Raw genomic sequence first — 24985 nt, forward strand, 5'->3', positions numbered from 1 at the left:
CAAGTCTGGTTGAGCAATCGCAAAAATATTCAAAAAAAACAATTCTTGCATTCTTCCAACGGGATCGCCTAAGCTGATCTCCAGAATCGCAGCAGATCGGCCGGAAAGGCCGGCAATCGGAGGAAGCCTTGTTCATGACGCGTTCTCTCGCGCTAAGTCTCGCCTTGATCGTAACGGCCGCACCGCTGGCCAATGCCGCAGAGACGGCGCCCACCGACGTGGCCTTCACGGATATGGCGGTCACGGAATCTTTGGCCGGGCAGCCCGGTGACCCGGAGAAAGGGCGCGAGATTTTCGCGGATCGCAGTCTTGGCAATTGCCTGGCCTGCCACGCGAACAAGGATCTTTCGGGGCAGCTTTTCCACGGCACCGTGGGTCCGGCGATGGATGGCGTGGCGACGCGCTGGGAGCCGGCACAGATTCGGGCGATCGTCGCCAATGCCAAGCAGGTGTTTGGCGAGCAAACCGTCATGCCGGGCTTTTACACGCTCGATGTCGGCGTGAACGTCGCTGAAAAATTTAAGGGCAAAACGATCCTGACGGCGCAAGAGGTCGAGGACGTCGTTGCCTATCTGGGTACGCTGAACGGCGAATAGTGAAAGGTTGAAAAAGATGAATGTTACGAGACGACACATGTTCGCGCTGTCCGCTGGCGCGGCGGCGGCCGGTTTGGTCGCGTTTGCGCCCGGGCGGGCATTCGCCACTCCCGAGGAGACGGAAAAGGCCCTGGCGACCCTGACGGGCGGCACCGAGCCGCAGACCGGAAAGATTTCGCTGACCGCCCCCGAAATTGCCGAGAACGGCAACACCGTGCCGATCTCGGTTGAGGTTGAGAGTCCGATGACAGAAGGCGAGTACGTGGAATCCGTCACGATCTTCGCCGACGGAAACCCTGATCCCGAGGTTGCGACCTTCCGTTTCACGCCGATGAGTGGTTCGGCGGTGGCGACGACGCGCATTCGGCTCGCCAAGACGCAAAATATCATCGCGGTTGCGAAGTTGAGCGATGGCTCGACTTACTCCGATCGCAAGGAAGTCAAGGTGACGATCGGCGGTTGCGGCGGCTGACCGCCTGATAAGGCGAACTCACCGAATCAGAAATCGAACGAGGCGCGGCCGGGCGAAGACCCAGAGAGCCGCTAGCGTCGGAGGAGAGAGAACATGGCATCAAAGCCCCGAGTGAAGGTCCCGAAAAGCGCCGAGGCCGGCGAGGTCGTAACGATCAAGACACTGATCAGTCATGATATGGAATCTGGCCAGCGCAAGGACAAAGAAGGCAACGTGATCCCGCGTCAGATCATCAATAAGTTCACCGCCGAATTCAACGGAGCGAAGGTCTTCGAGACCGATATCAAGCCCGCGGTCTCGGCGAACCCCTATTTCGAGTTCACCTCCAAGGTGCCGGAGAGCGGAACGTTCAAGTTCACTTGGGTCGACGACAATGGTGAGACCTACACGGACGAGCAGAAGATCGAGGTCAAATAAGGACCGGGCCGGCTTGTTGAAGCCGGCCGGCCGCCCATCGATCACTGTAATCGGGAGGAGAATCGCGTGAAAAAAACTGCCATCGCACTGATGAGTGTCGTCTCTTTCGGTAGCCTCGCGTTGGTCTCGGGCGCCGTGGCCGAGCCGGTCGACGAGAAACTAAGTATCGACGGTAAGGAAATGACCGTTGTCGCACCGGCACCGGCCGAGCCCGAAGGGCATCCGTTCGAGCAGGTGAAATCCGGCTGGCTCTATCGTGAGGCTGAGACCCGTCAGGTCGAATCGGACAGTTTCGAGAATCCAGGCATGCTCAATGTGGAGCGGGGCGCGGAGATATGGAATACCGTTGAGGGCGCCGCCGGCAAGTCGTGTGCCTCCTGTCATGACGATGCCGCCGAGTCGATGAAGGGCGTCGGTGCCAACTATCCGAAATGGAACGCCGACGCCGGCAAGCCCTTCGATATCGAACTTCAGATCAACGCCTGCCGGACCGAGCGGATGGAGGCGGAGCCCTATAAGTTCGACGTTCAGGACCAGAAGGATCTGACGGCTTACATCAAGCATCAATCGCTCGGCATCCCGGTCGAGATCGATCTGGCCGCCGGTGAAATGATGGATTGGTGGCAGAAGGGCAAGGATCGGTATTATCTGCGTACGGGCCAGTTGAACCTCTCCTGCGCGTCCTGCCATGAAGCCAATAGCGGCCAGTACATTCGGGCCGACCATCTGAGCCAGGGGCAGACCAACGGCTTCCCGACCTATCGTTTGAAGCAGTCCAATCTGGTTTCCATTCAGAACCGGTTCCGCGGCTGTATCCGCGACACCCGTGCCGAGCAGCCGAAGGCGTTCTCCGACGAGCTGATGGCGCTGGAAGTCTACACCGCCTGGCGTGGTAGCGGCCTATCGGTCGAAACGCCCGCGGTTCGGCAGTAACAATAAAGAGTAGCGGGGGCGTCCAAGGGGCGCCCTTCGCGCCTTCTTTTTCCGATATGAGTTGACGAGTCTGGATCGCCTGCGCGGTTCGGAATGAGGACAAGCTATGTTTTCACGACGCGAGTTTTTGACGGCCACGGTGGCCTTGGCGGCGCTGACCGGCTCAGGATTATCGGGCCGCTGGTCCCGCGCGGCCGCGCAGCAGCTGATGAGCGAGGACGACCTACTCGGGGCGCCCGATTTCGGCAATCTCACCATCCTTCACATCACGGACATTCACGCCCAGCTCAAGCCGGTGTTCTTTCGCGAGCCAGCCGTCAACATCGGCGTTGGCGAGGCCGTGGGGCAGCCTCCGCATGTTACGGGCGCTGATTTCCTCAAGCTCTACAATATCGATCCCAGCACGCCCGAGGCCTATGCGCTGACGGCGGAAGACTTCGCGGCGCTGGCAGGGCGCTACGGCAAGATGGGCGGACTCGATCGCACGGCCACGATCGTCAAGCGCGCGCGCGCCGAGCGCGGCGAGGACAACGTTCTTCTGCTCGACGGCGGCGATACCTGGCAGGGCAGCTATACAGCGAACAAGACCTCCGGCGCCGACATGATCACCGCCATGAACGCGCTGAAGCCCGACGCGATGACCGGCCATTGGGAATTCACCTATGGCACTGAGCGGGTGAACGACGCCATCGAGGGGTTGCCGTTCGCGTTCCTCGGCTCGAATATTTTCGACAATGAATGGGACGAGCCGGCCTTCGAGGCTTGGAAGATGTTCGAGCGGGGCGGGTCAAAGATCGCCGTCATCGGACAGGCTTTCCCCTATACGCCGATCGCCAATCCGTCATGGCTGATTCCCGGTTGGTCCTTCGGCATTCGCGACGAGGAGATCGTCAAGCACGTCGCGGCGGCGAGGGCGGCGGGCGCCGATCTCGTCGTGCTGTTGTCGCACAACGGCTTCGACGTCGACCGAAAGCTGGCCTCCCGCGTCGAGGGTATCGACATTATCCTGACGGGCCATACGCATGACGCGCTGCCGGAGCCCTTCATGGTCGGCAAGACGATGCTCATCGCCTCGGGCTCGAACGGCAAATTCCTCAGTCGCCTGGATCTGGACATTTCGGATGGGCGCTTGAAGGATTTCCGCTACCGCCTGATTCCGGTCTTTTCGGATGTCATCACGCCAGATCTCGAGATGGCCTCCATCATCGATTCGGTGCGTGAGCCCTACGAGGCGGAACTGAAACGCGTCGTCGGCAGGACCGAAAGCCTGCTCTACCGCCGCGGCAATTTCAACGGCACATGGGATGATCTGATCTGCGAGGCGCTGCTCGAGGAGCGGGATGCGGAAATCGCCCTGTCGCCGGGCTTCCGGTGGGGCACCTCCCTCCCGGCTGGAAGCGACATCACCATGGAAGACGTCCACAACGTCTGCGCCATGACCTATCCCGCCGTCTACCGGAGCAATATGACCGGCGAGACGCTGAAGACCATCCTCGAGGATGTTGCCGACAATCTCTTCAACAGCGATCCCTATTACCAGCAGGGTGGCGACATGGTGCGCGTCGGCGGAATGGGATTTGGCATCGACCCGACCAAAGAGATTGGCTCGCGCATTTCGGACATGACGATCCTCAAGACCGACACGCCGATCGAGGCGAGCCGGGAATACGTGGTCGCCGGATGGGCGTCGGTCAACGAGGGAACGGAGGGTCCGCCGATCTGGGATGTCGTCGAGGGCTATCTGACGAAGAACCCCACGGTTTCGCTTGAACCGAACCGAAGCGTTCAACTGAAAGGTTGAACTCGCTTATCGACAGGCAAGGTCTGCGCTGATATATTCTAATTATTGAATATATCGATATTCGGAGAAAAATCATGATCGACGGTCCCGAAAGGGCAGGAGACGGGGCCTCCCGTCGAAGCTTTCTGAAGCGAAGCCTGGCGCTCGGCGGCGCTGCGGCGCTGGCTGGTATCGGAGGCCGTCGTGCCTCTGCCGCCGAGGGTGGCGACCCAGCGATTACCGAAGTGCAGGACTGGAACCGGTATCTCGGCGATGGCGTCGATGCGCGGCCCTACGGCATGCCTTCGCAGTACGAATCCGAGGTTGTGCGGCGTGATGTTTCGTGGCTGACGGCGGACGCGACGAGTTCGGTCAATTTCACGCCGCTGCATGAACTCGACGGGATCATCACGCCGAATGGCCTTTGCTTCGAGCGCCACCATGCGGGCATCGCCGAGATCGCGCCCAAAGAGCATCGGTTGATGATCAACGGACTGGTCGATCGCCCGCTGGTCTTCACGATGGAGGATCTGAAGCGCTTCCCGCGTGAGAACCGGATCTACTTCCTCGAATGCGCCGCCAATACCGGTATGGAATGGCGCGGCTCGCAGTTGAATGGCTGTCAATTCACCCACGGCATGGTGCATTGCGTCATGTATACGGGAACCCCGCTCCGCTACCTCCTGGAGGAAGCCGGGGTGAAGGCCGCGGGTTCCTGGCTGCTCGCGGAGGGCGCGGACGCCTCGGGGATGACCCGCTCGATCCCGATGGAGAAAGCGCTCGACGACTGCCTCGTCGCCTGGAAGATGAACGGCGAGGCGCTGCGTCCCGAGCAGGGCTATCCGGTTCGTCTCGTGGTGCCCGGCTGGGAGGGCAACATGTGGGTCAAGTGGCTGCGCCGCCTCGAGGTCGGAGATGCTCCCTGGCAGCAGCGCGAGGAAACTTCGAAATATACCGACCTTCTCGCCAATGGCGAGGCGCGACGTTTTACCTGGGCGATGGACGTGAAATCCGTCATCACCAATCCCAGCCCGCAGGCGCCGATCACGCATGGTCGAGGCCGTACCGTCGTGACCGGCCTCGCCTGGTCGGGGAACGGCCGGATCAAGCGTGTCGACGTGTCGCTCGACGGCGGTCGGAACTGGATCGAAGCGCGGATCGACGGGCCGAGCCTGCCGATGGCCGTGCATCGGTTCTATCTCGATTTCGACTGGGACGGTTCGGAGCTGTTCCTGCAGTCGCGCGCGATCGACGAGAAGGGCTTCGTGCAGCCAACCAAGGACGAGCTGCGCTCCGCGCGCGGCGAAAACTCGATCTATCATAACAATGGCATCCAGACCTGGTGGCTGCAAACCGACGGAGCGCTCGAAAATGTCGAAGTTTCCTAAGCGCCTGCTTTTGGCCGGCACAATCGTTGGCGTGCTGGCGGCTCCGGCCTTCGCCGCCGGCGATGCCGATGCTGGCAAGAAAGTCTTCAACAAATGCCGGGCATGTCATGCCGTCGGGGAGGGGGCCGCGAACAAAATCGGTCCCGAGTTGAACGAGCTGTTCGGGCGGACCGCCGGCGGTCTTTCCGACTACAAATATTCCGCAGCGATGACGAAGGCCGGAGAAGGCGGTGTCCTCTGGGAGGAAGCGACCCTGTCGGAGTTTCTCGCTGACCCCAAGGGCTTCGTGAGCGGAACCAAGATGGGTTTCGCCGGCCTCAAGAAGGAAGATGACCGCGACAACGTGATCGCCTATCTGGCGACGTTCTCGAACGAAACCGCCGCAGCTGCTGATGCCGGGAATCCTGATGGTGGCGAAGCTGTCGCCGAGGCGGAGGTTTCGACGCCCGAGCCTGCCCAGCCGGAGACAAAATCGGCCGGGGACGAGGCGGACAAGGCGGCGATGGCGGCATCCGCCGACGCCGCGCCGTCCGGCGGACCACTCAGCCTCGGCCGACCGGCTACGGAGGCGGAGGTCGCCGCGTGGAATATCGACATCAGGCCCGATGGTAAGGGGCTGCCTGTCGGTCGGGGCACGGTTGCCGAGGGCGAACCGATCTTCACGGAGCAATGTGCGTCCTGCCACGGTGACTTTGGCGAGGGACGCGGTCGCTGGCCGGTGCTCGCAGGCGGGTACGATACCTTGACCCGGCAACGGCCGGAAAAGACGGTCGGCTCCTACTGGCCCTACCTTTCGACGGTTTATGATTACGTCCGTCGGGCGATGCCGTTCGGCAATGCGCGTTCGCTTAGCGACGACGAGGTTTATGCGCTGACCGCCTATGTGCTCTATCTTAACGACATCGTCACGGATGAAGAGTTCGAGCTGTCGAACGAGAATTTCACCACGATCGAGATGCCGAATGTGGACGGGTTCATCCCCGATACCCGTGAGGCGGAAGCGCACTATCAGCAAAGCGACCCTTGCGTCAGCGACTGCAAGCCGGAGCCAGCAAAAGTGACGATGCGAGCCCAGGTCCTCAATGTAACGCCGGACACAGCCGACGGCGAGAGCGAGGGGCCGGCCGGCGGCAACGTCGACTGACCGCCGCGGCCAAGGGGCGCGGCAAGCGTGGAATATCTCGCGGTGCAGGGATAGATGGTGCGGCCATCGTCATCGCGAGGTATCGTCGGCTGAAACCGACCCAGCCGGAGGAGGCCGTCATGCGCTGTCGCCGCCTGTTGTATTCCGCCCCAATCCTGTCCGCCATCAAGGTGATCGCGGTGGGGCTCTGCCTCACCCTGATGCCGATGCTGGCGGGCGGCTGGACAATGCCGGCGAGGGCCCAGGGAGCGGAAGACGAGATCAGTTTCGCCACGCAAAGACTGGCCCTTCAGGTGTCCGTTGGCGATGAGGCGGTGATGCGCTCGGCCCTCGACATTGCGGCCAACGTCTCCCGCTTCTTTTCGGATCAAGCGGAAGAGGTCGATATCCGGATCGTCGTTTTCGGGCCGGGCATGACGATGCTGCGCCCTGGAATGTCCCCGGTCCTCGATCGCCTGAAGGCGTTCGATCAGAGCATGCCCAATGTCAGCTTCGCGGCCTGCGGCAACACGCTGGACTCGCTGGAGCGGGCGGAAGGCGTCCGGCCGGAGATCGTCGAATATGCGGATATCGTGGTGGCCGGGGTCGCCGAACTCATGCGTCTCGACCAGGCGGGCTATACGATCGTAAAGCCTTAGGCGACCATGGGAAGGGCGCACCGCCGGAGCGCGCGCTACAGCGATAGAACCAAGTCCTTCTGGGTTTCACCAGCGCAAGACCCGTTGCCCCGCGATCGTCCCGGCGGTGACGAGGATCAGCGAAGCGGAGGGATACCAGACCGCGACAAAGAGCGGAGAATCGTTGGGGCACTGGGCGGTATAGAAGAGGGCGGCGACCGAGGCTGCGGCGAGCCCCCCTATCGCGCCGGCGAGGGCCGGCCGTGTCGGTGCCTGTCGGCGCAGCGCCCACAGGAACATGATCAGTAGCGGCGTACCCAGCGAAACGATCGCGATGACGCACATCACATAATTCGTTCCGAACAGGTTGGCCGCCCACAGATTCGGCGGCAGCGCGGCCAATTCCGCCGCAACGGAAAGCGCCAGAAGACTGCCGGGAAGCAACAGCCACTCCAGCGACCGCCGCATCGACACGCCTGGACGCGCCGACGCCCGCATGGCCAGGAAGGCAGTGGCCGCCAGAGTGCCGGTGATGGTGAATTTGGACAGAAATCGCGCGGTTTCCAATGCATGCGCCAGGTCCGGACGTAATCCGATCACGGCGAAGAAGAGGACTCCGGTCGTTCCGACCGCGAGCACCGCAAGGAACAACCACGACGGCCCTTGCTGGCGCGCTTTGCGTTTATGGTCGGATGCAAGTGTTTCGATAAGCGTCTGCGTGTCCATGGTCAGGCCTGTCCAAATTTCGCGGCGATCGATGCCAGGCCGCGATGGAATGCCACCCGGACCGCACCCTCCGTCACACCCAGCCGGTTCGCGGTTTCGCCGACCGAACGTCCCTCGAGCGACAGTGCGGCGACGACCTCTTTCTGACGCCCGGCGAGCAGCCGCAAAGCCTTGGTGACATCGAGCCTGTTTGCGGTCGGGCCGGCCGCCGGATCCTCGAGCTTGTCGGCAAAGTCCGCGATGTCGAGATTCATCCTGCGGCCGTGCCGCCGATAGGCGTCGATCGCCTTGTAACGGGCGATCGCGAATAGCCACGGAGCCACCGGTTCACCCTCTCGCCAGGTGTGGCGCTTGATATGGACGGCCATCAAGATTTCCTGCACGAGGTCCTCCGGGTCGAAGCCGCTGGCACTTGCCGGTGCCTGACGCCTGGCAAACCCGCGCAGGATTTTCGCGGCCTCATCGAGAAACCGGCGATACGCTTTTTCATCACCCGCATTCGCGGAGGTCAAAAGCGTGTCCAGTCGTCCGAAATCGGCTGGCGGGACTGGCATCGTGTTGGTCCTTCGCATGGGACGGTGCTGACGTTTCGTAGCATTGCAAAGTTTTCGCCCGCCCGCTCTCAAGCCTATTCACATCATGGTGACAGCCGAGGACGCGTAACACGCGATGACAGGGGCGCGAAAAGCAGGAGGCGAGGCGAGGCCTTCCCACGAAGGGTAGTTCCGCAGGGAGGCCGGGATGGTCCTCCAACGTGACGGTGAAATGAGAGGCAGGCGCCATCCGTGCCTTGAGGCCTGACAACGCCGCGGGGCGCGCCCGATGCGAGACGTTTCGCCGTCTATCGCAACAACTGCATGTTTCGCTGATCGAGGCGCTCGGCAAGCGATTCCCGGGCCCCAGGCAACTCGTCGGAGACGACTTTTTTCGCGGCATGGCGCCGGAGTTCGTTCAGGCGGTGAAGCCGGGCTCGCCGGTGTTGCTGGAATACGGGGGCGAATTTCCGGCATTCGTCGCCTCGTTCGCGCCAGCGGACACCGTTCCTTACCTCGCCGACCGTCACACGGATCGAGGTCGCGGTCTCGGAGGCTTATCACACCGCGAAAGCGCCGGTGCTCGACATCGCGGTGATGGCCGCGCTCGATCCCGAACGTGAGTGCCCATCTTTCCGGTCTCGCCGAGATCGTCCTGCCGATTCTGCTGGTGCTGGGTCTCGGCACCCGTTTTGCGGCACTCGGGCTGCTGGTGATGACCGCGGTCATCCAGTTGACGATCCCGGACGGTTGGGCGAATTTTCATCTGCCCTGGGCGGCGATGTCTCTGGCGCTTGTCGTCTTCGGTGGCGGACGACTCGCCGTCGACGCTGTTTTGACGCCGCGCTCGCATGCCGGCCGGCCAAGGCGACCCCGACGGTCTTAATCGGCTATTGTCTCCCTCACCTTTCCGGATGACGGTCATCGCCCGAGCATGTTAGCAGGTAGCATGTCCATCCCGTCAGCCAGTATGGTCGCATGAGGGCGCTGCGCCGAGAGCGGAGCGGTTTTGCCGCGCTCGGGCTGTTGGTCCTGCTGATCCAGCTGCTCGTCGGCGGTATGGCGCAGGGTGCGATGGCGGCGCCAGGCGCTGGATCCGGCGTGATCATCTGTACGGAACAGGGGACGGCCGGACATTCCTCCAGTGGCGCTGCCGGCATGGTCGACTGTCCGTGCCTCGCGGCCGCCTGCTGCCATACCTGGATCGCCGGCGACGCCCGGATCCCGCTCGCGGCGCATCCCGTTTTCCGTGACACCGCCTCCGTCGATCTGCCGGGCTCCCCCGTCGCGACGGATCGCAGACCGCTGGCCCTGTTCGCGCGCGCCGGACAAAGTCCTCCTACCACCTCCTGAAGCCGATCCGCACTTTGTCGCGCGTTGACTCGCGCTCACCTGATTTCAGGAGACTATCATGACCATTCTCATCAGCCGCGTGTTCGCGGCGGCGGCATTCGTCGTCTGCCTCCCATTGTCCAACGCCCATGCCGATGTCGCGCCTGTCGATGCCACGGCCTGGGGCGGCGTCGCCGTCACGGCGGTCCCCGCTACCGAACCAGGCCAGCCCGCGCCGACGCTTGTCGCGGAAACCGGCGGTTCCGCCGAAGCCGCGAAGCAGGGGATGCACGGCGGAGTGGACCACGGGGCGATGCGGGAGAGCGCCGGGACGGCAAAGCCCATGTCGTCGGCGTCGTCGCAGGCGGTCGGCGGCCTTGTCGTCAACGGCGGCTTTACCCGCGCCATGCTGCCCGGTGCCAAGGTCGCTGGCGGCTATCTGACGATCGTCAATTCGGGTACGGACGTCGATCGGCTCGTCTCGGTGTCGTCACCCGCGGCGGGCCGGGTCGAGCTCCACGAAATGGCGATGGAGGGCGAGGTGATGCGAATGCGCGCCCTGACGGACGGTTTGACGATCGCGCCGGGAGAGGCGGTTTCGTTGAGGCCGGGAGGAAACCACCTGATGTTCTTCGATGTCGCCGAGCCGTTCGAGGAAGGCGCGAATATCCCCGTGACCTTGAGCTTCGAGCGCGCTGGTACGGTCGACGTCTCGTTGCCGGTGCTGAGCGCCGGCGCGACGCAAGCCAAACAGAAGTAGCGGTCCCGGGCATCCGGGCTTCGGCCGAGACATCAGCATTGCCGAGAGTCTTAGCGGCTCCCGGCAATGCGTTATCGCGCAGCCCGGAGCAGTGAACGACTCTCAAGCCGCGACAAACGAAAAAGCCGCCTGGATTTCTCCCGGCGGCTCCGCGTCTCTTGCGAGACTGTGCGGCCCTTGCCTCCCGACTCGCCAGTACATCCGTGGTCGGACGGGAAGCTAAAGGCCTTAGGCGCATCGACCTGAGTGTCAGGGACGCGTTGCACCATTCCTAGATGGGTAGCCCTCGTAGCTTGCGCAAGGCTGACCATTCGCTCGGTCACCGATATCCCGACTTGCGACCGGTGGCCCCAGAATTTTCGTATGGTCGGTTGACCAAAGGCCTTGCGGCGGCGCACCACAGCGAACGAGCGTTCCCATGCCGGATCGAGAGCCGGCATCGACGAACCGTTGTTCAACCGGAGTGATGCCCCATGACCGTCCAGCCAAACTCGATCGAGGCGCGCGACATCGCATTCCACCTGCACAGCTACACCAATGCCCGCAAGCACGAGGCGAACGGCCCGGTGGTGATCGACAAGGGCGATGGGGTCTACGTCACCGACACCGACGGCAACCGCTATATCGAGGCGATGGCAGGGCTGTGGAGTGTCGCCGTCGGCTTCGGCGAAAAGCGCCTGGTCGACGCCGCGGCGCAGCAGATGGGCAAGCTGCCCTACTACCACACCTTCACCCACAAATCGCACACGCCGGCGATCGAACTCGCCGAGAAGCTGGTGGCCATGGCGCCGGTGCCGATGTCGAAGGCCTATTTCACCAATTCCGGCTCCGAAGCCAACGACACGATGATGAAGCTGGTGCGCTATCGAGCCAACGCGCTCGGCCAGCCGCGGAAGAAGAAGTTCATCAGCCGGATGCGCGGCTATCACGGCGTCACGCTGGCTTCAGCCAGCCTCACCGGTCTCGTCAACAACCACCGCGATTTCGACCTGCCGATCGAGGGCGTACTGCACACGACCTGTCCGCATTACTGGCGCGAGGGCCGCGACGGGGAGAGCGAAGAGGATTTCGCCACCCGCTGCGCCGAGGACCTCGAAGCAATGATCCAGGCGGAGGGGCCGGAGACCATAGCCGCCTTCATCGGCGAGCCGGTGATGGGCGCGGGCGGCGTCGTGGTGCCGCCGGCCACCTATTGGGAGAAGATCCAGGCCGTGCTCAAGCGGCACGATATCCTGCTGGTCGCCGACGAGGTGATCTGCGGGTTCGGCCGCACGGGCGAGATGTTCGGCTCGCAGACCTATGGGATCGAGCCGGACATCATGACGTTGTCGAAGGCTCTGTCCTCCTCCTATCTGCCGATCTCCGCGCTGCTGATCAACGAAAAGGTCTATGGGCCGATCGCCGACCGGTCGGCCGAGATCGGCACGCTCGGTACCGGCTTTACGGCGTCCGGTCACCCGGTGGCGGCGGCGGTGGCTCTGGAAAACCTCAAGATCATTGAGGAGCGCGATCTTGTCGGCAACGCCCGCGAGATGGGAACGCTCATGCAGCGCCGGCTGCGCGAACTGGAGGATCACCCGCTGGTCGGCGAGGTTCGCGGCGTCGGGCTGATCGCGGCGATCGAACTCGTGACCGACAAGCAGGCCAAGACCGCGCTGCAGCCGCCGGGAGACCTCGCAGCACGTGGCTTCGCCATCCTGCAGAAGAACGGCGTCATCTCGCGCGCCATTGGCGATGCCTTGGCCTTCTGCCCGCCGCTGATCATCGAGGCGGCGCATATCGACATGATCGTCGAGACGACGCGCCGCAGTCTTGACGAGTTGCAGGCGAGCCTGTGAAGGGGAGGCGCGGAGAGGTCACCGGCGATCTCCCCGCGTCGTCATCCTCCATTTCGCGTGTCATCCCGGCCGTGGGTGGGTACCCATTCCGGCCCGTGCGAGCTACCATCGCGGGGTCGGCGCGCGCTTATCTCTCGACATACTCATGCAGGATCGAGTTGATCAGCGTCTGATAGGGCATGCCTTTTTCGGCCGCCCGGGTCTTGAGCCGAGCGAGATCGCGCTCGGGGATGGCGATGGAAATGCGCCGTCGCTTGCCGTCGAGCGTGGCCCGCGCCATGTCGACCCAAAACGCCCGTTGTGTCTCGATATCGCCAACGGACACCCACTCGCCATTTTCGCTCGCCTCGTAGTCCTCGCGCTCGTCGTCGCTGATGATCGGCTTCGGCTCGGGTCGCTTCATGATTTTTTCCTCATAAAGATACGGGTTGCCTTGCGGCTCGGAAACATCGTTTTCAGAAAGATGCCGCCGTCCTGCTCCACGAAGGGCACTACCCATATGTAGTCATCGATCAGAACCAGCAGTTGCTGTTGATGCGCATAGCGCGTGCGGCTTGGATGGGCACGTCTTTCGACAAGCGCCCCTTCGCTGAGCGCCACCAAGACACGCTCGAACCCAAAGCCGTAGCGGGCCTTGAGCGCCGCATTCTTTTCCGGATTCCACTCGATTGTCATACCGCAAATATGCTTGGAATATATATTCTCTTGCAAGACGCCGCAGAAAGACTCCTCTCCGTTCCTCCTCTTCATGATGGTCCCAGCGCCAGCTCTTCGTGATCCAGGCGAAGGGACGGCCGCGATGATTTGTTGACATAAGCATATCTTTATGTGATCTGCGGGGCGAGAAACCGGGATCAACGACGCCATGACCGACACACTCGACCAACTCTTCGGGCCGCTGACCGAGGGCCGGTCGCCGGCGGAGGCCGCGGAGGCGCTGCGCAAGGCGGCGGGTGAACGCATTCTCGTGCTCGACGGTGCGATGGGCACCGAAATCCAGCTGCTTGGCCTCAGTGAGGATGATTTTCGCGGTCACCGCTTCGGCTCCTGCGAATGTCATTTGCAGGGTAATAATGACCTGCTCAACCTGTCGCAGCCCAAGGCGATCGAGGAGATCCATTATTCCTACGCCATCGCCGGCGCTGACATTCTGGAAACCAACACCTTCTCCTCGACCTGCATCGCCCAGGCCGACTATCAGATGGAGGCGGAGGTCTACGAACTGAATCGCGACGGCGCGCGGCTGGCTCGCCGCGCCGCCATCCGCGCCGAACAGGCCGACGGCAAGCGCCGTTTCGTCGCCGGCGCGCTCGGCCCCACGAACCGTACGGCGTCGATGTCGCCGGATGTCAACAATCCCGGCTATCGTGCGGTTTCGTTTGACGATCTGCGTATCGCCTATGGTGAGCAGTTGCGCGGGCTGATCGACGGCGGCGCCGATCTGATCCTGATCGAGACGATCTTCGACACGTTGAACGCCAAGGCGGCGGTCTTTGCCTGCGAGGAGATCTTCGCGGAAAAGGGCGTGCGCCTGCCGCTGATGATCTCCGGCACGATCACCGACCTCTCCGGCCGCACGCTGTCGGGCCAGACGCCGACCGCCTTCTGGCACTCGCTGCGCCACGCGAGGCCCTTCACCATCGGGCTCAACTGCGCCCTTGGCGCGGCGGCGATGCGCGACCATCTGGCGGAAATTTCCGGTGTCGCGGATACGCTCGTCTGCGCCTATCCGAATGCCGGTCTGCCGAACGAGTTCGGCGAATACGATCAGAGCCCCGAGGCGATGGCCAAGGAGGTCGCCGTCTTTGCCGAGGAGGGGCTGGTCAACGTCGTCGGTGGCTGCTGCGGCTCGACGCCGGATCACATCAAGGCGTTGGCGGAGGCAGTGGCCGGCTATCAGCCGCGCCAGGTGCCGGAGACCAAGCCGCTGATGCGCCTGTCCGGGCTGGAGCCGTTCACGCTGACGCCGGAGATTCCATTCGTCAATGTCGGCGAGCGCACCAACGTCACCGGTTCGGCGAAATTCCGCAAGCTGATCACAGCCGGCGATTTCGCCGCCGCGCTCGATGTCGCCCGCGATCAGGTGGCGAACGGCGCCCAGATCATCGACGTCAACATGGACGAGGGCCTGATCGACTCCAAGCAGGCGATGATCGAGTTCCTCAATCTCGTCGCCGCCGAGCCCGACATCGCGCGGGTGCCGGTGATGATCGATTCCTCCAAGTTCGAGGTGATCGAGGCGGGGCTGAAATGCGTCCAGGGTAAGCCGCTGGTGAACTCGATCTCGATGAAGGAGGGTGAGGCGGCGTTTCTCGAACAGGCGCGGCTGGTGCGCGCCTATGGCGCGGCCGTCGTCGTCATGGCCTTCGACGAAAAGGGTCAGGCCGACACGATCGAGCGCAAGGTCTCGATCTGTACGCGCGCCTACAAGCTCCTGACCGAAGAGGCGGGCTTTCCGCCGGAGGACATCGTCTTCGATCCGAACATCTTTGCGGTCGCGACGGGCATCGAGGAGCACAATGGCTACGGCGTCGACTTCATCGAGGCGACGCGCCAGATTCGCGAGACCCTTCCGCATGTCCACATCTCGGGCGGCGTGTCGAACCTGTCCTTCTCGTTCCGCGGCAACGAGGCCGTGCGCGAGGCGATGCACGCCGTGTTTCTCTACCACGCCATCCAGGCGGGGATGGACATGGGCATCGTCAATGCGGGTCAACTGGCGGTCTATGACTCCATCGATGCGGAACTGCGTGAGGCCTGCGAGGACGTCGTGCTCAACCGCAGCGACGACGGGACCGAGCGGCTTCTGGATCTGGCCGAGCGCTGGCGCGGGCAAGGCGGCCAGGAGGCGAAGGCGAAGGATCTGACCTGGCGCGAGAAGCCGGTGAACGAACGGCTCGCCCATGCGCTGGTCAACGGCATCACCGAATATATCGACGCCGACACCGAGGAAGCGCGGCAGGCAGCCGAGCGCCCGCTGCACGTCATCGAAGGGCCGCTGATGGACGGCATGAACATCGTCGGCGACCTGTTCGGCGCCGGCAAGATGTTCCTGCCGCAGGTGGTCAAGTCGGCGCGCGTCATGAAGCAGGCGGTGGCGCTTCTGCTGCCTTACATGGAGGAGGAGAAGCGGCTGAACGGCGGCGAGGGGCGGAAGAACGCTGGCAAGATATTGATGGCGACGGTCAAGGGCGATGTCCACGACATCGGCAAGAACATCGTCGGCGTCGTCCTCGCCTGCAACAATTACGAGGTCATCGATCTCGGTGTCATGGTGCCCTCGGCGAAGATCCTCGAGACCGCGCGTCGGGAAGAGGTCGACATCATCGGCCTGTCCGGCCTGATTACGCCATCGCTCGACGAAATGGCGCATGTCGCCTCCGAGATGGAGCGTGAGGGTTTCGATATTCCGCTGCTGATCGGCGGCGCGACGACCAGCCGGGTGCATACGGCGGTGAAGATCGATCCGCGCTACGACCGCGGCCAGACGGTCCACGTCAACGACGCCTCGCGCGCCGTCGGCGTCGTCTCCAACCTTTTGTCGGCGGAGGCGAAGTCCGGCTTTGTCGACGGGATTCAGGCGGAATACCGCAAGGTCGCCGAGGCGCACGAAAAGGGCGAGCGCGACAAGCAGCGCCTGCCGCTCGCCAAGGCCCGCGCCAACGCCTTCCGGTCCGACTGGGCGGCGTTCGAGCCGACGGTGCCGTCCTTCACCGGCACCCGGGTCTTTACCGACTGGGATCTGGAGGAGTTGTCGCGCTACATCGACTGGACGCCGTTCTTCCAGGCCTGGGAGCTGAAGGGCCGCTATCCGGCGATCCTGAAAGACGAAAAGCAGGGGGAAGCGGCGCGTTCGCTGTTTGCCGACGCGCAGGCGATGCTCAAGCAGATCATCGCGGAGACATGGTTCCGGCCCCAAGCAGTCATCGGCTTCTGGCCGGCCAATGCCGTCGGCGACGACATCCGGCTCTACACCGGCGACGACCGCAACGACGAGATCGCGACCTTCTTCACGCTCCGCCAGCAACTGGCCAAGCGCGGCGACCGGCCGAATCTGGCGCTGGCGGATTTCGTCGCCCCGGAAGACACCGGCAAGGCCGATTATATTGGCGGATTCGTCGTGACCGCCGGGATCGAGGAGGAGGCAATCGCCAATCGCTTCGCCAAGGCGAATGACGACTATGCTTCGATCATGGTCAAGGCGCTCGCCGACCGCTTCGCCGAGGCCTTCGCGGAGTTGATGCACGAGCGGGTGCGCCGGGAGTTCTGGGGCACGTCGCCCGACGAGGCGTTCTCGCCGGACGATCTAGCCGGCGAGCCCTATGCCGGGATTCGGCCGGCGCCTGGCTATCCCGCCCAGCCCGATCATACCGAGAAGGCGACATTGTTTCGGCTGCTCGAGGCCGAAGCGAAGATCGGGGTGAAGCTGACGGAAAGCTACGCCATGTGGCCGGGATCGTCGGTTTCGGGCCTTTATATCGGGCATCCCGATTCGTATTATTTCGGGGTCGCCAAGGTCGAGCGCGATCAGGTCGAGGACTACGCCCGTCGCAAGGGGATGGCCGTCGGCGAGGTCGAGCGCTGGCTGGCGCCGGTGCTGAACTATGTTCCGAAATCGGCGGAAGCGCCGCGGGCGGAGGCGGCCGAATAGGCGGGACAATCCGGATACATGACGATCGCCGTGGAGACCCAACCCACCTTTGCAGCGTACCCAGCGCGAAAATTTCTCACAAGCGAGCGGGAATTTGGAACGCACGACGCTGCGATACGGTATCGTAGGGACTATATACTGTCGTGACGATCAGTGAGGCGGCGAGGTCGCGGGCGGTGCGGCAACCGTTTCTCCCGACAAACGGGATGGAAGAGCCGGCGGCAGACGGGCGCGAGCGCTTACGCCGGATGGGCGGATCGCTGTGAGTGGTGCAACGCGCCGATTGCGAATGGAAAAGGACGAAACCCGATGAGTTCTCTCGCTCTCCAGATGGAACGTGCGCCGGAAACCGCCTTTCCCATTCCGGCAGGCGTCTTCGCTGAGACCGTTACGTCGGTGACGCACTACACGGACAGCTTGTTCTCGTTCCGCATCTCCCGGCCGCAGAGCTTCCGGTTCCGCTCGGGCGAATTCGTCATGATCGGTCTGCCCAATGCGGAAAAGCCGGTTTTTCGCGCCTATTCGATCGCCAGTCCGTCTTGGGACGAGGAACTGGAGTTTTTCTCGATCAAGGTGCCGGATGGTCCCTTAACCGAGCATCTGCAGAAGGTTGCCGTCGGCGATACCGTGCTGATGCGCAAGAAATCGACCGGCACGCTGGTGCTCGACGCGCTGAAGCCCGGCAAGCGGCTGTTCCTGTTCTCGACCGGCACGGGGATCGCGCCGTTTGCGGGCGTCGTCCGCGATCCCGAAACCTACGAGAAGCTCGATCAGGTGATCCTGACCCAGACCTGCCGGTTCGAGGCCGAGCTGGCTTACGGGCGGGATCTGGTCGCGGCGGCCCGATCGGACGAATTGATGAGCGAGTTCATCGGCGACAAGCTGCTGTTTCATGCGAGCGCGACGCGGGAGGGCGAAACCCGCCGCCACCGGATCACCACGTTGATCGAGACCGGTCGTCTGTTCGACCAACTCGGCATTCCGCCGCTCGATCCGACCGATGACCGGGCGATGATCTGCGGCTCCATGGCGATGCTGAAGGATACCGAGAAGCTGCTCGACGCGCGCGGCTTCGAGGAAGGCGCCAACAGCAAGCCGGCGACCTATGTCGTGGAGCGCGCTTTCGTCGATTGAGGCTACACATTCGCGGGCTGCCAACGCCAATCGCTTGACAGGAGAGATGTGCAGAGGCACGGCGGCTGCATGAGCCAATCTCCCCACACAGGCCTGAAGGTCCTGGAACTCGCGCGCATCCTGGCCGGACCGTGGATCGGTCAGACGCTGGCCGATCTTGGTGCCGACGTCATCAAGGTCGAGAGTCCGGCGGGTGACGATACGCGTGGCTGGGGACCTCCTTTCATCGACCGGCACGGCGAGCGGACGGCGGCCTATTTCCACGCCTGCAACCGCGGCAAACGCTCGGTGGTGGCGGATTTTTCCACCGAGGCGGGGCGGGCGCTGGTCCGCGAATTGGCGTCCGAGGCGGACGTTCTGATCGAAAATTTCAAGGTCGGCGGCCTGAAGAAATATGGCCTCGACTACGACAGCCTCAATTCCGTCAATCCGGGCCTCGTCTATTGCTCGGTCACCGGATTCGGCCAGGACGGCCCCTATGCGGGCAGGGCCGGCTACGATTTCATGATCCAGGGCATGGGCGGAATCATGAGCCTGACCGGAGCGCCGGACGGCGAGCCGCAGAAGATCGGCGTCGCCTTCGCCGACATCTTTACCGGGCTGTACGGGACGATCGCGATCCAGGCGGCGCTGGCCGCTCGCGAGCGGACCGGCCGCGGCCAGTTCGTCGACATGGCGCTCTATGACTGCATGGCCGGAGTCCTCGCCAACCAGGCGCTGAACTACTTCGCGACCGGGGTCGCGCCGCGGCGGCTCGGCAACGCCCATCCTAATATCGTGCCCTACCAGGTCTTTCCGGTCGCCGACGGCCACCTCATCGTCGCCTGCGGCAATGACCGCCAGTTCGATCGGTTCTGCGGCGTGCTCGGATTGGGCGATCTGGCCACGGACGAACGCTATCGGACCAACGAGGCGCGGGTCGCGAACCGCGACGCGCTCACGCTGATCCTGACGGCGGCGATCGGCGCGTGGACGCGCGACGACCTCCTGGCGAAACTCGAGGCGGTCGGGGTGCCGGCCGGACCGATCAACGATGTCGCGGACGTTTTCGCCGACCCGCAAATCCTGCATCGAAACATGAAGGTCGCGCCACAAGGCGTTGCCGGTGTTCGCACTCCGATTGTTTTTGGGAACGCCGATCTTTCCTTGGGCCGGCCGGCGCCGAAGCTCGGCGAGCATCAGAGCGCGCGCTTCGGCCTCACGGCGCGAAATAAGCTGGCAGATTAGGCAAGGTGGCCGTCGCGAGGAAGGTGCCGGTCGTGGCGCGCACTCCAGCTGCATGCTTCGGCTAGGCCATGTAGCGATCTCGTGATCGACACATTTGGTCTCCACGACGGGCGGCCCGGGTCAGCCCTGCGCAGGCTCCGCGCGTTAAGCACTGGTTAACCCCATCCCGCTTAGATCGCCGTAGCAACCGAAAATTAACCGAGATGACCAAGACCCTGACTGACACCCGTCCGATTCGCCTGAAGGGCCGCTCGTTCCTCGCCCTCGTTCTCGCGCCGGAACTTCCGTTCGACGCCTGGTTGGCCCGGCTCGACGATCTTGCGGCCCGCTCCACCGGCTTTTTTCTGGGGCGGCCGATCGTGCTCGACGTCGAGGGGCTCGATATCGACCAGGCGCAGTTGAAGGAACTGATCGGCGAACTCGGCGAGCGCAGTGTGCGGATTATGGGAATCGAGGGGGCGCGCGCGTCACTGCTTGGCTTCGGCATGCCGCCTGCGATGAAGGGCGGCAGGCCCGCTGCTGATTTCGAACCACCGGTGGCAGAGTCCGCGCCGAAAAAGACGGAATCGACGAAATCCAAGGCGGCGAGCAAACCGGCAACCGCGCAGACCGCTGAACCGCAGCCGGCCAAGGCGATGCCTTCGATCATTATCACGGAACCGGTGCGTTCCGGCCAGTCGGTGATCTTTCCCGAGGGCGACGTCACCATTCTGGGATCGGTGGCGTCGGGGTCGGAGGTTGTCGCCGGCGGTTCGATCCACGTCTACGGAACACTTCGGGGCAGGGCGATGGCGGGATCCGTCGGCAACGGTTCGGCGCGGATCTTTTGCCGCAAGCTCGAAGCTGAGCTGGTGGCGATCGACGGCCTCTACAAAACGGCCGAGGACATGGAGCCGAAGTACCGTGGCCAGGCCGTCCAGGTCTGGCTCGAAGGCGATACGATCAAGGCGGAAATTCTGGGCTGAGGCTGCAAGCGGCCGGGAAGCAGGAGAGCGAGATGGCGAAAGTAATCGTGGTGACCTCTGGCAAGGGAGGCGTCGGCAAGACGACTTCCACCGCCGCGCTGGGCGCGGCGTTGGCGCAGCGTGGCGAGAAGACGGTGGTCGTCGATTTCGATGTTGGCCTGCGCAATCTCGATCTCGTCATGGGAGCCGAGCGGCGTGTGGTCTACGACCTCATCAACGTTGTCCAGGGCGACGCCAAGCTGACGCAGGCGCTGATCCGCGACAAGCGACTCGAGACGCTCTACCTGCTGCCGGCCTCGCAGACGCGCGACAAGGATAACCTCACGGCCGAAGGCGTCGAGCAGGTGATGGAAGAGTTGAAAAAGACCTTCGACTGGGTGATCTGCGACAGCCCGGCCGGCATCGAGCGGGGCGCAACGCTCGCCATGCGTCATGCCGACGTCGCGGTCGTCGTCACCAATCCGGAAGTGTCGTCGGTGCGTGACTCGGACCGGATCATCGGGCTGCTCGATTCCAAGACCGCCAAGGCGGAGCGTGGCGAGCGGATTGAGAAACATCTGCTTTTGACCCGCTACGACCCCGCCCGTGCCGAGCGTGGCGACATGCTGAAGGTCGAGGACGTTCTCGACATCCTGTCGATCCCGCTCCTCGGTATCATCCCCGAGAGCATGGACGTGTTGCGGGCGTCGAATCTCGGAACGCCGGTGACACTCGGCGAAAATCACAGCGCGCCGGCTCTCGCCTACAGAGACGCCGCTCGCCGCCTTGCCGGCGAACAGGTGCCGATGACGGTACCGGGCGAAAGGCGTGGCCTGTTCGGCAAACTCTTCGGGCGGAGGGCGGCATGAGTCTTTTCAGTTTCTTCAGCAAACAGACATCGGCGCCGATGGCGCGCGAACGACTGCAGGTCCTGCTTGCGCATGAGCGGGCGTCGGTCGGGCACTCCGATCTCGTCGCCCAGCTTCGGGAGGAAATTCTCGCCGTCATCGCAAAACATGTGCAGCTCGACGGCGACATGGTGAGCGTCAAGATGGATCGTGGCGAACAGGTCTCGACCCTCGAGGTCGACATCGAGATCCCCACGACCGCAAGCGTGCGGGCGGCCTGACGGCATCTCGCCCAATGAGTCCGCCGCCCCTGATCGCGGCGACTCCCGACAGGAAAAGGAGACCAGCATGAGCCGAGTAACCCTCCTGGAGCGGTTGAAGGAACTGCAGCAGACGCCGAAGTTCCAGAACCGCGACATTCGCACGATCAGCGCCATTCTCTCGACCGAGGCGTTGGCCAAGCACGTCGAAGCCTGCGAGCAGGCCGCCGCGCGCTGACGCCAGGCTTCCTTCGGTCGAACACGATCGAGCGGTCCGGCTTCGCATTGCGCGGCCGGGCGGCAATGCGTTTCGGAGACCCTGTTCGGGCGGACGCGAAATCGCTTGCGCCATAGACGCCGATCGCTACTGTGACAAATTGATCGGGAGGGCGCGAGAAACGCCCGATCCGGTCGAAGGACGGTTCCCCGGCTGCCAAGCGGCTGGGGCGAAGAGGGAATGCGACGGGCCGACCCAAGCAGGGGGCCCTCATCGCAGCCGACCCCGCGACTGTAGAGCGGCGAGGTCTTCACCGCCGATTCGTGCTGAAAATGCCATGCGCATCGAGGAACGAATCGGAAAGCCACTGAAGCTTAGGCTTCGGGAAGGCGAGGCGACGACCGACGACCCGTGAGCCAGGAGACCTGCCGGCCTTGTAACCCGCCGCATTTCGCGGCCGTCACGGAGGTTGATATGACTACCACTACCCACAGCATCGCGCATACCGATGCACCGACGCGTATCGCGACCGGACTCGCGGCGCTGGTTCTCGGAGTGTTTTTCGTCTTCGGCATCGGTTTCGCCCATTCGGCGGCGGTGCATGACACGGCGCACGATGTGCGGCATTCCTACGGATTCCCCTGCCACTAAGCTTTGTTTGCCCGGCCGCCATGGCGCGGACCGGGCTTTTGCTTTGTCGTATTGATCGAAGCCGCCCGAGCACCTCGGCGCGGAAGGGATACCGCTATGATTGTCAGATTCCTGTTGGCCGCGCTGGTTGCTGGCCTTTTCGTCGGTGTCGTGATGACCCCGGTTCAATATGCCGGCGTGGTCCCGCTAATTCTCCAAGCCGAGGAATATGAGAGCGGTGCCCCGGGACACGAGGCGGTTAGTCCCGATCTCGGCGGTTCGGCGGAACGCCGGCAAATGTCGGCGTTGTTCGGCGGCGAATTGGTGCTCGCCAATTACCACGAGCCGGCAGTCGGGGCGAGCAGCGAAGAGGCGGGCGCATCTTCGTTCGACGGCAACCGCCTATTTGGCACGCTGTCAGCGAATATCGTGGCGGGTGGTGGCTTCGCGCTGATCCTGGCGGCGGTCAGCCTGCTCACCGGCCGCGCAATCGCCCGGTCGAATGGCGTTCTATGGGGTTTGGCCGGCTTTGCGACCGTGGGTCTGGCGCCCGCGCTCGGACTGCCGCCGGAACTGCCGGCGATGCCGGCCGCCGATCTGTTCGAGCGGCAAGTCTGGTGGGCCGCAGTCGTTACGTTGACCGCAGGAGCGCTTTACCTTCTGGTGTTTAGACGCGAGCTATGGGCAACATTGGCCGCGATCGTGATGCTTGCCGTGCCGCATGTGGTCGGCGCGCCGCACCCGCTTGACCTTGCGAGCCCGGTTCCGCCAACGCTTGCGGCGGAGTTCGCGGTCATTTCGCTGGCCACTACGGCGGCGTTCTGGGTTCTGCTGGGGCTCAGCGTCGGCTTCGTGATGGACCGATTCGGGACTCGCGCGGTGTGAGTATAGCGCTCGGCGATGGTGTCACTCTCATTATTGGCGGAGCCCGCTCCGGCAAAAGCGCCCTTGCCGAGCGGCTGGCCGAAGAAAGCAGTCTTGCTCCCGTCTATCTCGCGACGGGCAGGGCTTTCGACGCCGAGATGGAGGCGCGCATCAGCCAGCACCGGGTACGGCGGGGCAACGGCTGGCGAACGGTTGAAGTGCCGCTCGATCTGGTGACCGCGATCCGGTGCGAAGCCGGGCCGGAGCGGGTGCTCCTCGTCGATTGCCTGACGCTGTGGCTGACCAACCTCATGATGGAGGGACGGGCGGTCGCGGTGGAATGTCAGGCGCTGGTCGACTGCCTCGCCGCGATGCTTCCAGGTCCGGTGATCCTCGTTTCCAACGAGGTCGGGCTCGGGATCGTGCCGGAGAACGAGATGGCCCGTGATTTTCGAGATCACGCGGGCCGGTTGCACCAAACAGTTGCGGCGGTCGCGGCAAAGGTCATCTTCGTCGCCGCCGGCCTGCCGATGATATTGAAGGGCTGATCGCCGACCGCCAAGAATGAGATGATCGCGACAATGGAGGCACCCATGCAGGGCCAGAAAATTCCCGCCACCGTCATCACCGGCTTTCTCGGTGCGGGCAAGACGACGCTCGTTCGCAACCTCCTGCAGAATGCCGGGGGTCGGAAAATCGCATTGGTCATCAACGAGTTCGGTGATCTCGGCGTCGATGGCGACATCCTCAAGGGCTGCGGGATCGAGACCTGCAGCGAGGACGACGTTGTCGAACTGACCAATGGCTGCATCTGTTGCACCGTCGCCGACGACTTCATTCCGACCATGACCAAGCTTTTGGAGCGCGATCGCGTGCCCGATCACATCGTCATCGAAACCTCGGGTCTCGCCTTGCCGCAGCCGCTGGTCGCGGCCTTCAACTGGCCGGAGGTGAAGACGCGGGTGACCGTCGACGGGGTCGTCACGGTCATCGATACGGCGGCCGTCGCCGACGGCCGCTTTGCCGACGACGAGGAAAAAGTCGCGGCCCAGCGGGTGGCGGATGAGAGCCTCGACCACGATAATCCGTTGGAGGAGCTGTTCGAGGACCAGATCGCGGCAGCCGACCTCATCGTCCTCAACAAGGCCGATCTGGTTGACGCTCCGACACTGGAGCGGGTGCGGCGCGAGATCCGGCAAAAGAGCGCGCGCGGGGTGAAGATCGTGACCGCGGAGGGTGGCAAGCTGCCGGCGGACGTGCTGCTCGGCATCGCGGCCGGCACGGAAGACCTCATCGCCGCGCGCAAGTCGCATCACGAGCAGGAGCATGCGGGCGAGGCGCACGACCACGACGAGTTCGAGAGCTTCGTCGTCGATGCCGGCGCCGTCCCCGACCCAGCGACCTTCGCGAAGGGACTGTCCAGACTGATCGCGGCCCATGACATTCTGCGGCTGAAGGGTTTTGCCGACGTGCCGGGCAAGCCAATGCGGCTGGTCGTGCAGGCGGTCGGCCAACGGATCGACACCTATTTCGACCGCGCCTGGGCACCCGGCGAAACCCGGGCCACGCGTCTTGTCGTCATCGGGCTTCACGACGGCCTCGACGCGGTGCGGATCGAGGCCGAGATTCGGGCGTTGGCTGAGAGCGCGGCAAAAGAAGCCGCCGAGTAGCGGG

The 24985-nt window shown here is 63.6% G+C and carries 27 protein-coding genes, 1 pseudogene and 1 riboswitch; of the genes and pseudogenes, 24 read left to right on the top strand and 4 right to left on the bottom strand.

Annotated elements, in window-relative coordinates:
• Positions 1-134: 134 nt before the first annotated feature.
• The 8 genes from soxX to ING15_RS10770 all read left to right on the top strand — a co-directional run bounded on the left by soxX (position 135) and on the right by ING15_RS10770 (position 7368).
• Entirely contained in the window at positions 135-596 is a 462-nt protein-coding gene (gene soxX, locus ING15_RS10735) for a sulfur oxidation c-type cytochrome SoxX (RefSeq protein ID WP_206454809.1), read from the top strand.
• A 16-nt stretch (positions 597-612) separates the two neighbouring features.
• Positions 613-1068, top strand: a complete 456-nt coding sequence (soxY, locus tag ING15_RS10740; RefSeq protein WP_206454810.1) for a thiosulfate oxidation carrier protein SoxY — start codon at positions 613-615, stop codon at positions 1066-1068.
• 93 nt (positions 1069-1161) lie between these two features.
• On the top strand, positions 1162-1485 hold the full coding sequence (gene soxZ / locus ING15_RS10745; protein ID WP_206454811.1) for a thiosulfate oxidation carrier complex protein SoxZ: 324 nt from the start codon (positions 1162-1164) through the stop codon (positions 1483-1485).
• A gap of 90 nt (positions 1486-1575) precedes the next feature.
• On the top strand, positions 1576-2418 hold the full coding sequence (soxA, locus tag ING15_RS10750) for a sulfur oxidation c-type cytochrome SoxA (protein WP_206454953.1): 843 nt from the start codon (positions 1576-1578) through the stop codon (positions 2416-2418).
• A 106-nt stretch (positions 2419-2524) separates the two neighbouring features.
• Complete coding sequence (soxB, locus tag ING15_RS10755) at positions 2525-4219, top strand: thiosulfohydrolase SoxB (RefSeq protein ID WP_206454812.1); 1695 nt, start codon at positions 2525-2527, stop codon at positions 4217-4219.
• Between the two features lie 74 nt (positions 4220-4293).
• On the top strand, positions 4294-5586 hold the full coding sequence (gene soxC / locus ING15_RS10760; RefSeq protein ID WP_206454813.1) for a sulfite dehydrogenase: 1293 nt from the start codon (positions 4294-4296) through the stop codon (positions 5584-5586).
• The gene (locus tag ING15_RS10765) at positions 5570-6730 is read left to right on the top strand and encodes a c-type cytochrome (RefSeq protein ID WP_206454814.1); all 1161 of its coding nucleotides are present in this window, start codon (positions 5570-5572) and stop codon (positions 6728-6730) included. The genes soxC and ING15_RS10765 overlap by 17 nt, the downstream gene beginning before the upstream one ends.
• A 119-nt stretch (positions 6731-6849) precedes the next feature.
• On the top strand, positions 6850-7368 hold the full coding sequence (locus ING15_RS10770; protein WP_206454815.1) for a DsrE family protein: 519 nt from the start codon (positions 6850-6852) through the stop codon (positions 7366-7368).
• A gap of 66 nt (positions 7369-7434) precedes the next feature.
• On the opposite strand, the gene ING15_RS10775 is transcribed toward ING15_RS10770, so the two are convergent.
• Both ING15_RS10775 and ING15_RS10780 read right to left on the bottom strand, forming a co-directional pair.
• Entirely contained in the window at positions 7435-8073 is a 639-nt protein-coding gene (locus tag ING15_RS10775; protein ID WP_206454816.1) for an NrsF family protein, read from the bottom strand.
• 2 nt (positions 8074-8075) lie between these two features.
• On the bottom strand, positions 8076-8627 hold the full coding sequence (locus ING15_RS10780) for a sigma-70 family RNA polymerase sigma factor (protein WP_206454817.1): 552 nt from the start codon (positions 8625-8627) through the stop codon (positions 8076-8078).
• A gap of 236 nt (positions 8628-8863) precedes the next feature.
• Between ING15_RS10780 and ING15_RS10785 the strand changes: the two genes are divergently transcribed.
• From ING15_RS10785 to ING15_RS10805, 5 genes and pseudogenes are all read left to right on the top strand, one after another.
• Positions 8864-9229, top strand: coding sequence for an HvfC/BufC family peptide modification chaperone (locus ING15_RS10785; RefSeq protein ID WP_232845695.1), 366 nt, complete (start codon positions 8864-8866; stop codon positions 9227-9229).
• Positions 9220-9492: pseudogene (locus ING15_RS10790) on the top strand (DoxX family protein); the annotation flags it as partial. The gene ING15_RS10785 and the pseudogene ING15_RS10790, both read left to right, overlap by 10 nt.
• 92 nt (positions 9493-9584) lie before the next feature.
• Complete coding sequence (locus tag ING15_RS10795) at positions 9585-9959, top strand: hypothetical protein (RefSeq protein ID WP_206454818.1); 375 nt, start codon at positions 9585-9587, stop codon at positions 9957-9959.
• A 58-nt stretch (positions 9960-10017) separates the two neighbouring features.
• A complete protein-coding gene (locus ING15_RS10800; protein ID WP_206454819.1) occupies positions 10018-10698 on the top strand; it encodes a copper chaperone PCu(A)C in 681 nt (226 codons plus the stop codon).
• A 473-nt stretch (positions 10699-11171) separates the two neighbouring features.
• Positions 11172-12536, top strand: coding sequence for an aspartate aminotransferase family protein (locus ING15_RS10805; protein ID WP_206454820.1), 1365 nt, complete (start codon positions 11172-11174; stop codon positions 12534-12536).
• A gap of 127 nt (positions 12537-12663) precedes the next feature.
• Here ING15_RS10805 and ING15_RS10810 read toward each other — a convergent pair whose 3' ends face one another.
• Both ING15_RS10810 and ING15_RS10815 read right to left on the bottom strand, forming a co-directional pair.
• Entirely contained in the window at positions 12664-12939 is a 276-nt protein-coding gene (locus ING15_RS10810; protein ID WP_206454821.1) for a CopG family antitoxin, read from the bottom strand.
• A complete protein-coding gene (locus ING15_RS10815; RefSeq protein WP_206454822.1) occupies positions 12936-13211 on the bottom strand; it encodes a toxin in 276 nt (91 codons plus the stop codon). Before ING15_RS10815 ends, ING15_RS10810 begins: the two co-directional genes overlap by 4 nt.
• A gap of 190 nt (positions 13212-13401) precedes the next feature.
• Here ING15_RS10815 and metH point away from each other — a divergent pair, with 190 nt between their 5' ends.
• The 11 genes from metH (at position 13402) to cobW (ending at position 24981) form a co-directional block, all read left to right on the top strand.
• Positions 13402-17187, top strand: coding sequence for a methionine synthase (gene metH, locus ING15_RS10820; protein ID WP_206454823.1), 3786 nt, complete (start codon positions 13402-13404; stop codon positions 17185-17187).
• Between the two features lie 309 nt (positions 17188-17496).
• On the top strand, positions 17497-18321 hold the full coding sequence (locus tag ING15_RS10825) for a ferredoxin--NADP reductase (RefSeq protein WP_206454824.1): 825 nt from the start codon (positions 17497-17499) through the stop codon (positions 18319-18321).
• Between the two features lie 69 nt (positions 18322-18390).
• Entirely contained in the window at positions 18391-19548 is a 1158-nt protein-coding gene (locus ING15_RS10830) for a CaiB/BaiF CoA transferase family protein (RefSeq protein ID WP_206454825.1), read from the top strand.
• A gap of 203 nt (positions 19549-19751) precedes the next feature.
• Positions 19752-20513, top strand: a complete 762-nt coding sequence (minC, locus tag ING15_RS10835) for a septum site-determining protein MinC (protein WP_206454826.1) — start codon at positions 19752-19754, stop codon at positions 20511-20513.
• A gap of 32 nt (positions 20514-20545) precedes the next feature.
• Positions 20546-21361 carry a septum site-determining protein MinD gene (gene minD / locus ING15_RS10840; RefSeq protein ID WP_206454827.1) on the top strand — a complete coding sequence of 272 codons (816 nt, stop codon included), beginning with the start codon at positions 20546-20548 and terminating at the stop codon, positions 21359-21361.
• Complete coding sequence (gene minE, locus ING15_RS10845) at positions 21358-21621, top strand: cell division topological specificity factor MinE (protein ID WP_206454828.1); 264 nt, start codon at positions 21358-21360, stop codon at positions 21619-21621. The genes minD and minE overlap by 4 nt, the downstream gene beginning before the upstream one ends.
• 67 nt (positions 21622-21688) lie before the next feature.
• Positions 21689-21838 carry a hypothetical protein gene (locus ING15_RS10850; RefSeq protein ID WP_206454829.1) on the top strand — a complete coding sequence of 50 codons (150 nt, stop codon included), beginning with the start codon at positions 21689-21691 and terminating at the stop codon, positions 21836-21838.
• 164 nt (positions 21839-22002) lie between these two features.
• A riboswitch (cobalamin riboswitch) is annotated at positions 22003-22264 on the top strand.
• A gap of 27 nt (positions 22265-22291) precedes the next feature.
• Complete coding sequence (locus ING15_RS10855) at positions 22292-22468, top strand: CbtB domain-containing protein (protein WP_206454830.1); 177 nt, start codon at positions 22292-22294, stop codon at positions 22466-22468.
• Positions 22469-22564: 96 nt separating this feature from the next.
• Complete coding sequence (locus tag ING15_RS10860; protein WP_206454831.1) at positions 22565-23332, top strand: CbtA family protein; 768 nt, start codon at positions 22565-22567, stop codon at positions 23330-23332.
• A 2-nt stretch (positions 23333-23334) separates the two neighbouring features.
• Positions 23335-23859, top strand: coding sequence for a bifunctional adenosylcobinamide kinase/adenosylcobinamide-phosphate guanylyltransferase (gene cobU / locus ING15_RS10865; RefSeq protein WP_206454955.1), 525 nt, complete (start codon positions 23335-23337; stop codon positions 23857-23859).
• Positions 23860-23904: 45 nt separating this feature from the next.
• The gene (gene cobW / locus ING15_RS10870) at positions 23905-24981 is read left to right on the top strand and encodes a cobalamin biosynthesis protein CobW (protein ID WP_206454832.1); all 1077 of its coding nucleotides are present in this window, start codon (positions 23905-23907) and stop codon (positions 24979-24981) included.
• The last annotated feature ends 4 nt before the right edge of the window (positions 24982-24985 follow it).

Source organism: Aurantimonas marina (genome assembly GCF_017183135.1).
In the GTDB taxonomy this organism is placed as follows: domain Bacteria; phylum Pseudomonadota; class Alphaproteobacteria; order Rhizobiales; family Rhizobiaceae; genus Aurantimonas; species Aurantimonas marina.

What these genes read in the sequence shown, in the direction of transcription:
- soxX (WP_206454809.1), top strand. Translation starts at nt 135, where the DNA reads ATGACGCGTTCTCTCGCGCTAAGTCTCGCCTTGATCGTAACGGCCGCA.
- soxY (WP_206454810.1), top strand. Translation starts at nt 613, where the DNA reads ATGAATGTTACGAGACGACACATGTTCGCGCTGTCCGCTGGCGCGGCG.
- soxZ (WP_206454811.1), top strand. Translation starts at nt 1,162, where the DNA reads ATGGCATCAAAGCCCCGAGTGAAGGTCCCGAAAAGCGCCGAGGCCGGC.
- soxA (WP_206454953.1), top strand. Translation starts at nt 1,576, where the DNA reads ATGAGTGTCGTCTCTTTCGGTAGCCTCGCGTTGGTCTCGGGCGCCGTG.
- soxB (WP_206454812.1), top strand. Translation starts at nt 2,525, where the DNA reads ATGTTTTCACGACGCGAGTTTTTGACGGCCACGGTGGCCTTGGCGGCG.
- soxC (WP_206454813.1), top strand. Translation starts at nt 4,294, where the DNA reads ATGATCGACGGTCCCGAAAGGGCAGGAGACGGGGCCTCCCGTCGAAGC.
- ING15_RS10765 (WP_206454814.1), top strand. Translation starts at nt 5,570, where the DNA reads ATGTCGAAGTTTCCTAAGCGCCTGCTTTTGGCCGGCACAATCGTTGGC.
- ING15_RS10770 (WP_206454815.1), top strand. Translation starts at nt 6,850, where the DNA reads ATGCGCTGTCGCCGCCTGTTGTATTCCGCCCCAATCCTGTCCGCCATC.
- ING15_RS10775 (WP_206454816.1), bottom strand. Translation starts at nt 8,073, where the DNA reads ATGGACACGCAGACGCTTATCGAAACACTTGCATCCGACCATAAACGC.
- ING15_RS10780 (WP_206454817.1), bottom strand. Translation starts at nt 8,627, where the DNA reads ATGCCAGTCCCGCCAGCCGATTTCGGACGACTGGACACGCTTTTGACC.
- ING15_RS10795 (WP_206454818.1), top strand. Translation starts at nt 9,585, where the DNA reads ATGAGGGCGCTGCGCCGAGAGCGGAGCGGTTTTGCCGCGCTCGGGCTG.
- ING15_RS10800 (WP_206454819.1), top strand. Translation starts at nt 10,018, where the DNA reads ATGACCATTCTCATCAGCCGCGTGTTCGCGGCGGCGGCATTCGTCGTC.
- ING15_RS10805 (WP_206454820.1), top strand. Translation starts at nt 11,172, where the DNA reads ATGACCGTCCAGCCAAACTCGATCGAGGCGCGCGACATCGCATTCCAC.
- ING15_RS10810 (WP_206454821.1), bottom strand. Translation starts at nt 12,939, where the DNA reads ATGAAGCGACCCGAGCCGAAGCCGATCATCAGCGACGACGAGCGCGAG.
- ING15_RS10815 (WP_206454822.1), bottom strand. Translation starts at nt 13,211, where the DNA reads ATGACAATCGAGTGGAATCCGGAAAAGAATGCGGCGCTCAAGGCCCGC.
- metH (WP_206454823.1), top strand. Translation starts at nt 13,402, where the DNA reads ATGACCGACACACTCGACCAACTCTTCGGGCCGCTGACCGAGGGCCGG.
- ING15_RS10825 (WP_206454824.1), top strand. Translation starts at nt 17,497, where the DNA reads ATGAGTTCTCTCGCTCTCCAGATGGAACGTGCGCCGGAAACCGCCTTT.
- ING15_RS10830 (WP_206454825.1), top strand. Translation starts at nt 18,391, where the DNA reads ATGAGCCAATCTCCCCACACAGGCCTGAAGGTCCTGGAACTCGCGCGC.
- minC (WP_206454826.1), top strand. Translation starts at nt 19,752, where the DNA reads ATGACCAAGACCCTGACTGACACCCGTCCGATTCGCCTGAAGGGCCGC.
- minD (WP_206454827.1), top strand. Translation starts at nt 20,546, where the DNA reads ATGGCGAAAGTAATCGTGGTGACCTCTGGCAAGGGAGGCGTCGGCAAG.
- minE (WP_206454828.1), top strand. Translation starts at nt 21,358, where the DNA reads ATGAGTCTTTTCAGTTTCTTCAGCAAACAGACATCGGCGCCGATGGCG.
- ING15_RS10850 (WP_206454829.1), top strand. Translation starts at nt 21,689, where the DNA reads ATGAGCCGAGTAACCCTCCTGGAGCGGTTGAAGGAACTGCAGCAGACG.
- ING15_RS10855 (WP_206454830.1), top strand. Translation starts at nt 22,292, where the DNA reads ATGACTACCACTACCCACAGCATCGCGCATACCGATGCACCGACGCGT.
- ING15_RS10860 (WP_206454831.1), top strand. Translation starts at nt 22,565, where the DNA reads ATGATTGTCAGATTCCTGTTGGCCGCGCTGGTTGCTGGCCTTTTCGTC.
- cobW (WP_206454832.1), top strand. Translation starts at nt 23,905, where the DNA reads ATGCAGGGCCAGAAAATTCCCGCCACCGTCATCACCGGCTTTCTCGGT.